At 69.0% G+C, this 12292-nt stretch carries 13 protein-coding genes; 12 read left to right on the plus strand and 1 reads right to left on the minus strand.

Features of this window, described 5'->3' with window-relative positions; genetic code table 11:
- Positions 1-10: 10 nt before the first annotated feature.
- From NNZ72_RS12995 to NNZ72_RS13030, 8 genes are all read left to right on the plus strand, one after another.
- Positions 11-205, plus strand: a complete 195-nt coding sequence (locus NNZ72_RS12995; RefSeq protein WP_257315739.1) for a twin-arginine translocase TatA/TatE family subunit — start codon at positions 11-13, stop codon at positions 203-205.
- 62 nt (positions 206-267) lie between these two features.
- Positions 268-867, plus strand: a complete 600-nt coding sequence (gene tatB / locus NNZ72_RS13000) for a Sec-independent protein translocase protein TatB (RefSeq protein WP_257315740.1) — start codon at positions 268-270, stop codon at positions 865-867.
- Complete coding sequence (gene tatC / locus NNZ72_RS13005; RefSeq protein WP_257315741.1) at positions 864-1688, plus strand: twin-arginine translocase subunit TatC; 825 nt, start codon at positions 864-866, stop codon at positions 1686-1688. Before tatB ends, tatC begins: the two co-directional genes overlap by 4 nt.
- 68 nt (positions 1689-1756) lie before the next feature.
- Positions 1757-3040 carry a serine--tRNA ligase gene (gene serS, locus NNZ72_RS13010; protein WP_257315742.1) on the plus strand — a complete coding sequence of 428 codons (1284 nt, stop codon included), beginning with the start codon at positions 1757-1759 and terminating at the stop codon, positions 3038-3040.
- Positions 3040-3810, plus strand: coding sequence for a 5'/3'-nucleotidase SurE (gene surE, locus NNZ72_RS13015; RefSeq protein WP_257315743.1), 771 nt, complete (start codon positions 3040-3042; stop codon positions 3808-3810). Before serS ends, surE begins: the two co-directional genes overlap by 1 nt.
- Complete coding sequence (locus tag NNZ72_RS13020; RefSeq protein WP_257315744.1) at positions 3807-4460, plus strand: protein-L-isoaspartate(D-aspartate) O-methyltransferase; 654 nt, start codon at positions 3807-3809, stop codon at positions 4458-4460. The genes surE and NNZ72_RS13020 overlap by 4 nt, the downstream gene beginning before the upstream one ends.
- A 222-nt stretch (positions 4461-4682) precedes the next feature.
- Entirely contained in the window at positions 4683-5282 is a 600-nt protein-coding gene (locus NNZ72_RS13025; RefSeq protein ID WP_257315745.1) for a hypothetical protein, read from the plus strand.
- A 131-nt stretch (positions 5283-5413) separates the two neighbouring features.
- Positions 5414-6961, plus strand: a complete 1548-nt coding sequence (locus NNZ72_RS13030; RefSeq protein ID WP_257315746.1) for a peptidoglycan DD-metalloendopeptidase family protein — start codon at positions 5414-5416, stop codon at positions 6959-6961.
- Positions 6962-7012: 51 nt separating this feature from the next.
- On the opposite strand, the gene NNZ72_RS13035 is transcribed toward NNZ72_RS13030, so the two are convergent.
- Positions 7013-7897: an ATP-binding protein gene (locus NNZ72_RS13035; RefSeq protein ID WP_371747754.1), complete on the minus strand. Its 885-nt coding sequence runs from the start codon at positions 7895-7897 to the stop codon at positions 7013-7015.
- 167 nt (positions 7898-8064) lie between these two features.
- Here NNZ72_RS13035 and yajC point away from each other — a divergent pair, with 167 nt between their 5' ends.
- From yajC to NNZ72_RS13055, 4 genes are all read left to right on the plus strand, one after another.
- Positions 8065-8400 (plus strand): preprotein translocase subunit YajC, encoded by a 336-nt coding sequence (gene yajC, locus NNZ72_RS13040; protein WP_257315748.1) that lies wholly within the window; start codon positions 8065-8067, stop codon positions 8398-8400.
- 113 nt (positions 8401-8513) lie between these two features.
- Entirely contained in the window at positions 8514-11009 is a 2496-nt protein-coding gene (secD, locus tag NNZ72_RS13045; RefSeq protein WP_257315749.1) for a protein translocase subunit SecD, read from the plus strand.
- A complete protein-coding gene (locus tag NNZ72_RS13050; protein ID WP_257315750.1) occupies positions 11002-11388 on the plus strand; it encodes an Mth938-like domain-containing protein in 387 nt (128 codons plus the stop codon). The genes secD and NNZ72_RS13050 overlap by 8 nt, the downstream gene beginning before the upstream one ends.
- 21 nt (positions 11389-11409) lie before the next feature.
- Positions 11410-12264: a phytoene/squalene synthase family protein gene (locus NNZ72_RS13055; protein ID WP_257315751.1), complete on the plus strand. Its 855-nt coding sequence runs from the start codon at positions 11410-11412 to the stop codon at positions 12262-12264.
- The last annotated feature ends 28 nt before the right edge of the window (positions 12265-12292 follow it).

A 12292-nucleotide genomic window follows, 5' to 3' on the forward strand; every position in this document is an offset into this window, starting at 1 on the left:
GAGCAAGGTAATGGGTTCTTTCAGCATCTGGCATTGGCTGATCGTTCTGGTGGTGGTGCTGCTGCTGTTCGGCCGCGGCAAGATCCCCGAGCTGATGGGCGATGTCGCCAAGGGCATCAAGAGTTTCAAGAAGGGCATGACCGACGACGAGGCCGCCGCCGACAAGGCGAAGACGGTCGATCACAAGGCCGACGAGGTCAAGTGACCGGCATCGGGCCGCGGACGGCCGTCCGCTGTCGTTTCTGCGGCCATTGAGGACAGTACCCCATGCTGGATGTCGGCTGGACCGAAATACTCGTCATCGCGATCGTGCTGATCGTGGTCGTGGGCCCGAAGGATCTACCGCAGATGCTGCGCACCTTCGGCCGCATGGTCACGAAGATGCGCGGCATGGCCGGCGAGTTCCGCCAGCAGTTCGACGAGGCGCTGCGCGAGGCCGATCTCGACGACGTCCGCAAGACGATCAGCGACGCGCAGAAGCTCAATCCGCTGAACACGATCCGCGACGCGGTCAATCCGCTGCGCCAGGCCGGCAACGAGATCAAGGCCGACCTCGACAAGGCGACCCGCGAGGTCACGGCCGCCGGCGCCAAGCCGGTTGCCGCGTCTGAGGCGGCTCCGTCCGAGCCGCTCGCCGTGCCGTCCGAGGCGCCGAAGCCGGCCTCCGCCGAGCCGGTCGCCGCCGCACCGCTGAAGACTGGCGCCGTTTCGAAGACGGAGAAGCCGGCCGACAAGGCCGCCAGGGCCCCGCGCAAGACGGCGTCCGCGACGAAGGCCAAGGCTGAGAAGGCCGCCGACAAGCCCGCCAGGAAGGCCGCCCCGGCCAAGGCGAAGGCCGCATCCAGGACCAAGAAGGACGAGGCATGAGCGGCGACATCGAAGACAAGCCCCAGCCGCTGATCGAGCATCTGATCGAGCTGCGCCGCCGGCTGATGTGGGCGATCGCCGCCTTTTTCGTCGCCTTCCTCGTCTGCTTCTATTTCGCCAAGCAGCTCTTCAACCTGCTCGTGCTGCCCTTCAAGTGGGCGGTGAGCTGGGCGGGCCTCGAGCACCGCAACGTCGAGCTGATCTATACGGCGCCGCAGGAATTCTTCTTCACGCAGATCAAGGTCGCCATGTTCGGCGCGCTCGTCATCGCCTTCCCGGTGATCGCCCAGCAGATCTACAAGTTCGTCGCCCCCGGTCTCTACAAGAACGAGCGCGCCGCCTTCCTGCCCTTCCTCATCGCCTCGCCGATCCTGTTTTTGATCGGCGCCGCACTCGTCTATTTCTTCTTCACGCCGATGGTGATGTGGTTCTTCCTCGCCATGGAGCAGGGGGGCGGCGAGGGGCAGGTGGCGATCCAGCTTTTGCCGAAGGTCTCCGAATATCTCGGCCTGATCATGTCGCTGATCTTCGCCTTCGGCCTCGTCTTCCAGCTTCCGGTCGTCTCCTCGCTGCTGGTGCGCGCCGGCTTCATCGATACGCAGGCCCTCGTCAACAAGCGCAAGTACGCGATCGTTATCGCCTTCGTGGTGGCCGCCGTGCTGACGCCGCCCGATCCGGTCTCCCAGATCGGCCTTGCGCTGCCGGCCATCCTTCTCTACGAGATTTCCATATTTACGGCCCGACTCATCGAACGGCAGCGGGCAGCCGCCGCGAAAGCACTGGATGCGGAAAGCGGGGCGGGCGAGGCCGACAAGGCATAGTCCTTGGGCGTTGCCGCAGGCGCTGCCGGGCGTGACTGGCTCCCGACAACCCGACGCCTGGAACGACAATGCTTGACATCAAATGGATCCGCGACAACGCCGACGCCCTCGACGCCGCGCTGGAGAAGCGCGGCGCGGGCCCGCTCGCAGGAACGCTGATCGACCTCGACGAGAGGCGCCGCGCCGTCATCCAGAAGGCGCAGGACATGCAGTCGCGCCGCAACGCCGCCTCCAGGGAGATCGGCGCGGCGATGGCGGCGAAGAATTTCGGGCTCGCCGAGAAGCTGAAGGCCGAGGTCGCCGAGATCAAGACCCTGCTCCCCGCGGCGGAAGAGGAGGAGCGCCAGGTCACCGCCGAGCTCAACGACGCGCTGTCGCGCATCCCCAACATCCCGCTCGACGACGTGCCGTTCGGCCGCGACGAGGCGGACAATGTCGAGGCGCGCAGGGTCGGCGAGAAGCCCGCCTGGAACCACAGGCCGCTGGAGCACTACGAGATCGGCGAGGCGCTCGGCTGGATGGATTTCGAGGCGGCGGCGAAGATCGCCGGCAGCCGCTTCACGGTGCTGAAGGGCCAGCTCGCGCGGCTGGAGCGCGCGCTCGGCCAGTTCATGATCGACCTGCACACGGGCGAGCACGGCTACACGGAAGTACACGCGCCGCTGCTCGTGCGCGACGACGCAATGTACGGTACCGGACAGTTGCCGAAATTCTCCGAGGACCTGTTCCGCACCACCGACGGCCGCTGGCTGATCCCGACGGCGGAGGTCTCGCTCACCAACCTCGTGCGCGAAGAAATCCTCGACCAGGAGAAGCTGCCGCTGCGCTTCGTAGCACTCACGCCCTGCTTCCGCTCGGAGGCAGGCTCGGCGGGGCGCGACACGCGCGGCATGCTGCGCCAGCACCAGTTCATGAAGTGCGAGCTCGTCTCGATCACCGATGCGGAGAGCTCGATCGCCGAGCACGAGCGCATGACGGCCTGCGCCGAGGAGGTGCTGAAGCGCCTCGGCCTGCACTACCGTGTCGTGACGCTCTGCACCGGCGACATGGGTTTTGGCGCACGAAAAACCTATGATATCGAGGTCTGGCTGCCGGGGCAGGACACCTATCGCGAGATCTCCTCCTGCTCGGTCTGCGGCGACTTCCAGGCGCGGCGCATGAACGCGCGCTACCGCGGCAAGGACGACAAGGCGACGACCTTCGTGCACACGCTGAACGGCTCGGGCGTGGCCGTCGGCCGCGCGCTGATCGCCGTCATGGAGAACTACCTCAACGCCGACGGCACGGTCACCGTGCCCGACGCGCTCGCCCCCTACATGGGCGGCTTGAAGACGATCGGAAAGGCCGGCTGATGCGCATCCTCCTCACCAACGACGACGGCATCCATGCGGAGGGCCTGGCGATCCTCGAGCGGATCGCCCGCTCGCTGACGGACGACGTGTGGATCGTCGCGCCCGAGACCGACCAGAGCGGCCTTGCCCATTCGCTGACGCTCTCCGAGCCGCTTCGGCTGCGCAAGGTGGCCGACAAGCATTTCGCGCTGCGCGGCACGCCGACCGACTGCGTCATCATGGGCGTGCGCGAGGTGCTGGACGTCAAGCCGGACCTCGTGCTCTCCGGCGTCAATGCCGGCGCCAACATGGCCGACGACGTCACCTATTCCGGCACGATCGCCGGCGCCATCGAGGGCACGCTGCAGGGCATCAAGTCGATCGCGCTCAGCCAGGCCTTCAGCCATGCCGGCGGCCGCACCGTGCCGTGGGAGGTGGTGGAGAGCTTCGCGCCAAAGCTCATCGAGCAGCTCATCGACGTGGAGCTGCCGGACGGCACCTTCTTCAACCTCAACTTCCCGAACTGCTCGCCGTCGGAGCTGCAGGGCATCGAGGTGACCGGCCAGGGCAAGCTCGACTTCGGGCTGACCATCGACGAGCGCCAGGACGGCCGCGGCTTTCCCTATTACTGGCTGCGTTTCGGCGAGCGGCACGGCGACTTCCGCGCCGGCACGGACATCCACGCGCTGAAGAACAACCGCATTTCCGTGACGCCGCTGAAGCTCGATCTCACGGACTATACCGTGCTCGACCGGGTGAAGCGCGTCCTGATCGGCGAGGGCGACGATTGACCGGACGGGTGATCGAGAAGGAGGGCTTTGCCGCGCTGGCGCTGCGCCTGCGGGGCGAGGGCATCAGCGATCTCGAGCTCCTGACGGCCGTCGAGCAGACGCCGCGCACGCTGTTCGTGCCGCCGCAGTTTTCCGGCGACGCCTATTCGAGCCGGCTCTTGCCGCTCGACTGCGGCGCCTTCATGGAGGGTATCGACCTTGCCGTGCGCCTCCTCTACATCCTGAACCTCAAGTCCGGCCAGCGCGTGCTGGAGGTCGGCACCGGCAGCGGCTTCACCGCCGCCGTCATGGGCCGTCTCACCGAGCGCGTGCTGACGATCGACCGCTATCGCACCCTCGTCTCCGGCGCCCAGCAGGCGATCGAGAAGGCGGGGCTTCGCAACGTCGTCGTCCGCCAGGTCGACGGCTCGAACGGGATGACGGGCGAGGGGACCTTCGACCGCATCCTCGTCACCGCCGCCTTTCCCGCGCTGCCGCGCTTCTTCGCCGAACAGCTCGTCTCCGGCGGCATGCTCGTCGCCCCCGTCATGGTGAGCGAGACGGAATGCCGGATGCTGAAGCTCGTCAAGACCGGCAGCCGCTTCGACCGTGAGGACCTGTTCACGGTCCCCTATCTGCCGATCGTCCCGCACGTCGCCCAGGCGATCTGAGTCTCTCCGATTCCCTTTTCCGGCCGCATTCGCCCGCCCGCGGGGCGGGAGACGATTCCCGCCGCCTGATTTTCCGCGGGAATCCAGCGCGTTAACCTTTCGTTAACCGACGCAAGCCTCGCGCAAGCTTCGCGGCGTAGGCCCGGAGGCGAAGCAGGGTGTTTTCCACGCAGAGCGGCGGTTCTCAAGGGTTTCGGGCCGGCCGTTCCGATGGAGAGGGGAATGTACGTCTCGAACAGGATCGCCAGCAGCTCCACCAGCGACAGCCTTGCCTACCTGGCGACGCGCGCCGCCGGGAAGGCCGTGGAGGAAGCGGCGGACGCCGACACCGCCGCGCATCTTGCCGGCGGCAGCTCCGATCCCTCCGCCCATGTCTCGCTTTCCGTCGAGGCGCTCCTGGTGCTGAGCGGCGTGCGCGAGGAGGAGACGGCGGCGCTGCCGGCGCTCTCGGAGGCCGAGCGCAACAACCGCGACACCGAGGCGCTGGAGCGGCGGGAATACGACGCCTTCCGCCACTATCTCGACCAGGGCGACGAGAAGAACTATTATCGCGCCTACATCGAATATTTCGACAGCATGCCGCCGCAGGACCAGCGCAGCCCGCGCTATGCGGGAACGCGCGAGAACGCCGTGGCGGCGCTGCGCACCATCGCCTACAACGAGCGGGTGGCCGACATGGTCGCGCCGGAAGCCGCGGAAGCGGCGCGCCGCGCCACCCCGGTCTCCGCCGTCTTCCAGCCGAGCCGGCAGGATTACGAGAACGCCGCGCGCGTCGGCGCCCGGATATCGCGCGCCACCAGCATGTACTCGCTCGGCTTCTGATCCCGCTCAGGCGGGGCTGCATGGTTATCAATTCGCCAAAAACCGCGCACGGATAGCCCGCCCTTAACCGGGCGGTAACTCTAACGCGCTTTAATCGATCCACATCAGTAGCGTACCGAGTGGGTTGGGTCATGCGTAAGAGTGTATCGCCGGGTTTTGGTAGGACGGCTCTCCGCCTGTGTGCGGCGGCTCTGCTGGCTAGCGTGGCGACCGGGTGCAGTTCGGACGTGTCGCGCTTCGGCGGGCTCTTCTCCGGCTCCGACAACATCACCACCAATTCGATCCCGCGCCGCTCGCTCCTCGGCGGCGATCCGGTTCCGCGCGGCGACGTCGGCAACGGCGGCGGCTACGCCACGGCCGGACGCGCGGTCGACCAGCCGTTCCCCGGCGAGGGCGCGGTCTCGCACGATCCGATCGACACGGCCGCCAATGGCGGCTCCGGCACGCGGCTCGCCACCACGCCGATGCGCGTGCAGCGGGGTGACCTCGGCGATCCGACGCAGTCGGGCGGGCTCGGCGAGCGCGAGACCGCCCTTGCGCAGCCGCTGCCCGAGCGCAGGGCGGGCGCCGAATCCGGCGCCGACCAGCTCGTCACCGGAACGGTCGGCAAGTCGAAGGGCGGCTGGTCCACCAACAACGCGCCGGTCGTCATGCTGCGCCAGGGCGAGAGCGTGAAGACGCTCGCCAACCGCTACGGCGTGCCGGAGAAGGAGATCCTCGCCGCCAACGGCCTGAAGCGCGCCTCCGACGCCGAGCCCGGCCAGAAGATCGTCATCCCGACCTTCTCGACCACCGGCAGCGTCGCCAAGGCCTCGACCGACAGCACGATCACGGCCGACGGAAAGCTTCCCGTCCCCGAGCGCAAGTCCGAGGACAAGGTCGCCATCCTGCCCGGCTCCTCGAGCCGCGACAAGGCGAAGGCCGAGAACGGCGGCAGCGCCTCGAACGTCGCCGACGCCGGCGAGGGCAAGAAGAAGGCCGACGGTCCGCTCTACGAGGTGCAGCCGGGCGATTCGCTCGCCCGCATCGCCGGCAAGACCGGCGTGTCGGTCGACGCGCTCAAGAAGGCGAACGGGCTGGAGACCGCCTCCATCCGCATCGGCCAGAAGCTGACGATCCCCGCCGGCGGCGGCGTCGAGGGCACGGCCGACCGGACCGTGACCGCCTCCGTCCCCGCCCGCGCCACGCAGAAGGACGCCGACGAGAAGAAGCCCGAAAGCTACAAGGCGCCCGTCAGGACCGTCTCGGTCTCCGAGGCGACGGCGAAATCCGACGTCACCGACGAGGCGCCCGAATCGACCGGCATCGGCAAGTACCGCTGGCCCGTGCGCGGCGCGGTCATCGCCGGCTACGGCGCCAATGTCGAGGGCAACCGCAACGACGGCATCGACATCTCCGTGCCCGAGGGCACGCCGATCAAGGCGGCTGAGAACGGCGTCGTCATCTATTCGGGCAGCAGCCTGAAGGAGCTCGGCAACGCGGTGCTCGTGCGCCACGACGACGGCACCGTCACCGTCTACGGCCATGCCGGCGAGCTCAACGTCCAGCGTGGCCAGAAGGTGCAGCGCGGCCAGACCGTCGCCACCTCCGGCATGAGCGGCAACGCGACGCGGCCGAAGGTCCACTTCGAGGTGCGCAAGAACGCCACCCCGGTCAACCCGATGACCTTCCTGGAATAGGCGGGCGACAACGCCATCCTTTTGACGGGCCCCGGCAAACCGGGGCCTTTGTCATTTCACCAGCGGCTTGCCGAGCCGGCCGGCGAGGTCCTGGATGAACTGCCAGGCGACGCGGCCGGAGCGCGAGCCGCGGGTCGTCGCCCATTCCAGCGCCTCGGCGTGAAGCTGTTCCTCCGGCATGCCCAGCCCGAAATGGCGCGCATAGCCGTCGATCATCTCCAGATAGTCCTTCTGGCTGCACTTGTAGAAGCCGAGCCAGAGGCCGAAGCGGTCGGACAGCGAGACCTTCTCCTCGACCGCCTCCGACGGGTTGATCGCGGTCGACTGCTCGTTCTCCATCATGTCGCGCGGCAGGAGGTGGCGGCGGTTGGAGGTGGCGTAGAGCAGCACGTTGTCCGGCCGGCCCTCGACGCCGCCGTCGAGCGCCGCCTTCAGCGACTTGTAGGACGTGTCGTCGTGGTCGAAGGAGAGGTCGTCGCAGAAGACGATGACCGGGAAGGGCGCTTCCTTGAGGATCTCCATCAACACCGGCAGCGTGGCGATGTCCTCGCGGTGCACCTCGACCAGCTTCAGGTCGCTTCCCGTCTCGCGCGCGGCGAGCTGGTGCACGGATTTCACCAGCGACGATTTGCCCATGCCGCGCGCGCCCCACAGAAGCACGTTGTTGGCCGGCAGTCCGCGCGCGAAGCGCACCGTGTTGTCGACGAGGATGTCGCGCACGTGGTCGACGCCGCGGATGAGGCCGATGTCGATGCGGTTCGGCCGGCGGACCGGCTGGAGGTGCTGGCGGGCGGGCGCCCAGACGAAGCAGTCCGCCGCATCCCAGTCGTTGACGGCGGGGGCGGGGCCGGCGATGCGCTCGACGGCGGCATTCAGGCGGGCGATTTCGGCGAGCAACAGCTTGACGTGGTCTTCCTGCACGGTTCTTCTCCTCATGCGCTTCCGCCGGGTAGCATGGGCGGCACGGAGCGAAAAGGGTAAAGCGCCCGAAAAACCGGGATGCCGCCGTCGCGCGTGTTGCATTCGGCCCCTGCTTGCCTATATTCCGGCAACCGAATGGACCCCTCGGGGACCGAAAGATCCAAGACGTCAAGGAGTAGACGATGTTCATAACCGAGGCTTTCGCGCAGACGGCCGCACCCGGCGGGGCAGCGGGCGGCGCCGACATTCTGATGTCGATCCTGCCGTTCCTGCTGATCTTCGTGGTGATGTATTTCCTCATCATCCGCCCGCAGCGCGCCGCCATGAAGCGCCGCGAAGAGCTTCTGAAGAACATCCGCCGCGGCGATCAGGTCGTCGTCTCCGGCATCGTCGGCAAGGTGACGAAGGTCGTCGACGACAGCGAGCTGGAAGTGGAGATCGCCGAGGGCACCCGCGTGCGCGTGGTGCGCGGCGGCGTTAGCGAGGTCCGCGTCAAGGGCGAGCCCGTCAAGGAGTGACGCTCCGCCTGCCGCCCGGCCGGGGTTCCGGCCTGGCGGCGCGACTGGTTTTTCAGGGCAATTCCAGCAGAACTGTGTAGCGGAATTGCGCAGGAGCTCTAGACGAGACCGCGATGCAACGATCCGCCCGCTGGAAAACCGTCCTGATCTGGCTCGTCCTTGCGGCGAGCCTTCTTGCGGTCCTGCCGAGCCTGCTGCCGGCCTCCGTCGCCGCCGGCCTGCCGGCCTGGATCGGCGCGCACCGGCTCGTGCCGGGCCTCGATCTCACCGGCGGATCGCGCCTCACGCTCGACGTCTCGCGCAGCGAGGTGGAGGCCGAGCGCCTGCGCGCCGCCGTCGAGACCGTCGCGGCGGCGCTGCGGGCCGCCCGCATCCCCTATGCCGACCTCAGCGGCTCGGGCACCGCCGTCGAGGTCGCCGTCACGGCGGCCGACGGCATGGCGGCCGCCCGCGAGGCGCTCTCCGCGACCGGCCTCGGCGCCGTCACGGAGGCGGAGGGCGCGCGCCTGCGCATCGTGCTGCCGGACGCCGCCACCGACCTCGCCGTCGTCGAGGCCGCCGCGCTTTCCGTCGATGCGGTGCGCCGGCGGCTCGCGAGCCTCGCCATCGCGAACCTCCGCGTCGAGCGCGACGACAGCGGCCGCATCTCGGTCTCCATGCCCGGCCTCAGCGATCCGCAGCGCGTCAAGGACCTTCTCGCCCAGCCCGGCCGGCTCTCCGCCCGCCTCGTCGACACCAGCGTCCCGGTCAACACGGCGATCGAGGACGGCGCACCCGAGGGCAGCGAGATCCTCTATACGGCCGGCGAGCCCCCCGTCGGCTATCTCCTGCGCCGCGAGGCGCTCTTCACCGTGGCGGACGTCGCCGCGGCGGAACCCGCCGCCAACGACGAGCCGCGCGTCGACTTCCGCCTGACGCCGGAGGCGACCGCGCGCCTTGCCGCCTTCACCCGCGGCAACACCGGCCGGGCGATCGCCATCGTCCTCGACGACCAGATCATCTCGATCACCGACATCCAGCGCGTCGTCAGCGACGGCGCGGGATCCATCGCCGGCGATTTCGACGCCGAGGGAGCGGGCAACCTCGCCCGCCTCGTGGCGAGCGGGCCGCTCCCCGCGCCGCTGACGATCATCGAGGAGCGTTCGATCGAGCCGGTGCTCGGCACGGCCTCGAAGGGCGCGGTGATCGGCGCGGTCGTGGCCGCCGTCGTCGCCGTCGTCGCCTTCATCACGCTGTTCTATGGCCTGCTCGGGATCATCGTGGCGCTGTCGCTCGTCTTCAACGTCGTCGTCACCTTCGCGGTGCTGGCGCTCGTCGGCGCGCCGGTGTCGCTGTCGATGATCGCCGGCGTCGTGCTGACGGTCGGCGTGGCGGTGGATGCGAGCGTGCTGGTCTTCGAGCGCATCCGCGAGGAGGTGAAGGAGGGCCGCACGCTCGGCGAGGCGGTCGACGTCGGCTTCGCCCGCGCGCGCGCCACCGTCTTCGACGCCTCGGCGACGATGCTGATCGCCGTCGCCGTGCTGCTCCTCCTGTCGGCCGCGCCCGTGCGCGCCTTCGCGCTCGCCGTCGGCATCGGCCTCGTCGCGACGCTGTTCTCGACCTTCGGGCCGACGCAGGCGATGGTGCGCCGCTGGCTCGGCGAGAGCACGGCGCGCCACATGCCGAAGGGCGTGCACACCGCCGTCTTCGACCGGCTGAACCTGCGCTTCATGGCCGCCCGCAACGTCGTCTTCCTGCTGACCGCCGTCTTCTCGCTGGCGATCGCCGGCCTGCTCGTCTCGGGCAAGCTGAAGCTCGGCATCGATTTCACCGGCGGCGCGGCGCTGGAAGTGCAGGCGAAGAGCGGCCGGGCGGATCGCGCGGGCATCGAGGCGCAGCTGACCGAGGCCGGCCTCGACGTGCTCGATGTCGCCCGCCACGGCAACGCCTCGCGCGCGCTGGTGCGCCTCGCCGCCCAGGACCAGGGCGAGAATGCCGAGCAGACGGCGGTGCTCGTCGCCCGCGGCGAGCTGGAGGCGGAATACGACCTGCGGCGGGTCGAGGTGGTCGGCCCGGCGATCTCCGGCGAGCTGATCCATTCGGCGACGCTCGGGCTCCTGTTCGGCCTCGTGGCGCTCGTCGCCTATATCTGGATACGCTTCGAGTGGCATTTCGCCATCGGCGCGGTCATCGCGCTCGCGCACGACGTCTTCTTCACGCTGGGCTTCCTCGCCGTGGCGAAGATCGAATTCAACATCGCCGCGGTCGCGGCCCTGCTCACCATCGCCGGCTACTCGCTGAACGACACGATGGTGGTCTACGACCGTATCCGCGAGAACCTCCGGCAGTTCCGCCGGATGCCGCTGCCGATCCTGATCGACGACGCGATCAACCGCACGCTGTCGCGCACGGTGCTGACCTCGGCGACGACGCTGATCGCGCTCGCGGCACTCGCCGCATTCGGCGGCGAGGCGATCCGCACCTTCGCGCTGACGCTGCTCTTCGGGGTGGCGATCGGCACGATCTCCTCTATCTACATTGCCGGACCGATCCTCATCCTGTTCCGGCTCAGGCCGGAGCGCTACCGCCCGGGCAAGGGCAAGACGGAGGCATCCGAGGCGCATGGCTAACGGCATAGAAATGCGCGAGGCGCACTTTCCGGGGCGCGCGCCGATCGACGCCTACGGCAACGGCGGCTTCCGATTCGCCGACATGTCGCATCGCGGCTCCATCCTCTGCCTGCCCTCCGGCATCCACGGATGGGACAAGCAGGAGGGCACGCCGCTCTCGCTTTCCGATCTTTCGCGCGTGCTCGCCGAGGCCGAGGAGATCGAGGTGCTGCTGGTCGGGACGGGAACGGAGATCCGCCCGCTGTCCGCCGAGATCCGCACGGCGCTGCGCGCACGGCGGGTGAGCTCGGACCCGATGAGCACGGGCGCTGCCGTGCGCACATTCAACGTCATGCTCGCCGAGAACAGGGCGGTCGCCGCCGCCCTCATCGCCGTGTGAGAGGGAAGGCGGGCCGGCACGGTGAGCGACGACACGGATGCCCACGAGACGCACTGCCTGGCGGTGCTGCGCGAGACCGATCGCGACCGCTATCTCGCCTGTCTGCTCTCGCCGGCGGACAGGCGCGGGAGCCTCGCCGCGCTCTACGCCTTCCACGCCGAGATCGCCCGGGTCCGCGACCTCGTGCACGAGGCGCTGCCCGGCGAAATCCGCCTGCAATGGTGGCGCGAGGTGCTGGAAGGCGGGCGCCGCAGCGAGGCGATGGCCCATCCGCTCGCCGCCGCCCTTCTCGCCTGCGTCGAGACGCACCGGCTGCCCGTCGCCGTGCTGACGGACATGATCGAGGCGCGCATCTTCGATCTCTACGACGACCCGATGGAAAGCCGCACCGCGCTGGAAGGCTATGCCGGCGAGACGGCCTCCGCGCTGATCCAGCTTGCAAGCCTCGTGCTCGATCCCGGCCATGCGCCGCAATCGGCGGCGGCCGCGGGCCATGCCGGCGTGGCGCAGACCGTGGCCGGCGTGCTGATGCTGCTGCCGATCCACCGCCGGCGCGGCCAGGTCTACCTGCCCGCCGACCTGCTCTCGGCGACGGGGCTGTCTTCCGAGGCGCTGCTTGCCGGCAGCGACCGCGCGGCGGCCGCCCGCGCCGTCGAGGCCTTCGCCGGGCTCGGCCGCGAGCACCTCGCCAGGGCGCGCGCGGCGGGCGGCGTCTCGCCCGACAACCTGCCGGCCTTCCTGCCGGTCTCGCTCGTCGAGCCGGTGCTGAAGCGTGCCGAGAAGGCCGGTGCGGACGCACTCGACCGGCCCCTGCTGCCGCCGCAGTGGCGCCGGCAATGGTGGATGTGGCGGGCGCTCCGGCGCGGCCGCTTCTGACGCCACGCAAAACTGGCGCAAGCCTAGT

The organism is Shinella pollutisoli (assembly GCF_024609765.1).
Taxonomy (GTDB): domain Bacteria; phylum Pseudomonadota; class Alphaproteobacteria; order Rhizobiales; family Rhizobiaceae; genus Shinella; species Shinella pollutisoli.

Bases quoted from the DNA above. Each gene is read 5' to 3' on its own strand.
- serS (WP_257315742.1), top strand. From the start codon at position 1,757: ATGCTTGACATCAAATGGATCCGCGACAACGCCGACGCCCTCGACGCC.
- NNZ72_RS13030 (WP_257315746.1), top strand. From the start codon at position 5,414: ATGCGTAAGAGTGTATCGCCGGGTTTTGGTAGGACGGCTCTCCGCCTG.
- surE (WP_257315743.1), top strand. From the start codon at position 3,040: ATGCGCATCCTCCTCACCAACGACGACGGCATCCATGCGGAGGGCCTG.
- NNZ72_RS13050 (WP_257315750.1), top strand. From the start codon at position 11,002: ATGGCTAACGGCATAGAAATGCGCGAGGCGCACTTTCCGGGGCGCGCG.
- secD (WP_257315749.1), top strand. From the start codon at position 8,514: ATGCAACGATCCGCCCGCTGGAAAACCGTCCTGATCTGGCTCGTCCTT.
- NNZ72_RS13025 (WP_257315745.1), top strand. From the start codon at position 4,683: ATGTACGTCTCGAACAGGATCGCCAGCAGCTCCACCAGCGACAGCCTT.
- yajC (WP_257315748.1), top strand. From the start codon at position 8,065: ATGTTCATAACCGAGGCTTTCGCGCAGACGGCCGCACCCGGCGGGGCA.
- tatB (WP_257315740.1), top strand. From the start codon at position 268: ATGCTGGATGTCGGCTGGACCGAAATACTCGTCATCGCGATCGTGCTG.
- NNZ72_RS13035 (WP_371747754.1), bottom strand. From the start codon at position 7,897: ATGAGGAGAAGAACCGTGCAGGAAGACCACGTCAAGCTGTTGCTCGCC.
- tatC (WP_257315741.1), top strand. From the start codon at position 864: ATGAGCGGCGACATCGAAGACAAGCCCCAGCCGCTGATCGAGCATCTG.
- NNZ72_RS12995 (WP_257315739.1), top strand. From the start codon at position 11: ATGGGTTCTTTCAGCATCTGGCATTGGCTGATCGTTCTGGTGGTGGTG.